Here is a 274-nt window from a genome sequence, read left to right on the forward strand (position 1 = left end):
CTTCACGACGAGGGTGTAGAGGCCGTCGCTCGATCGCAGCACGTCGCGCATGCGCGCGTCGGAGGGCATGACGCCCATGCCGACGATGCCCCAGTCGAGGGCCTTCCCCTGGTTCATGAGCTCGTTGAGGTACATCGCCTGGTGGGCGCGATGGAAGCCGCCGACGCCGAAGTGCACGATGCCGGCCGACACCTCCGAGCGATCGTACGAGGGCGTGCGCACCGACGGATCGATGTCGGCGAGGGTCTGGTTGTTGAGGTCCATGATTCTCCTG

1 protein-coding gene is annotated in these 274 nt (G+C 66.1%); it reads right to left on the reverse strand.

What is annotated here, in order from left to right; translation table 11 throughout:
• A partial coding sequence (locus tag SB658_RS23845; RefSeq protein ID WP_410602797.1) for a mannitol dehydrogenase family protein occupies positions 1 to 264 on the reverse strand: 264 nt, incomplete at its 3' end.
• Between the last annotated feature and the right edge of the window lie 10 nt (positions 265 to 274).

This window comes from Bacillus sp. SIMBA_008 (assembly GCF_046535495.1).
Taxonomy (GTDB): domain Bacteria; phylum Bacillota; class Bacilli; order Bacillales; family Bacillaceae; genus Bacillus; species Bacillus subtilis.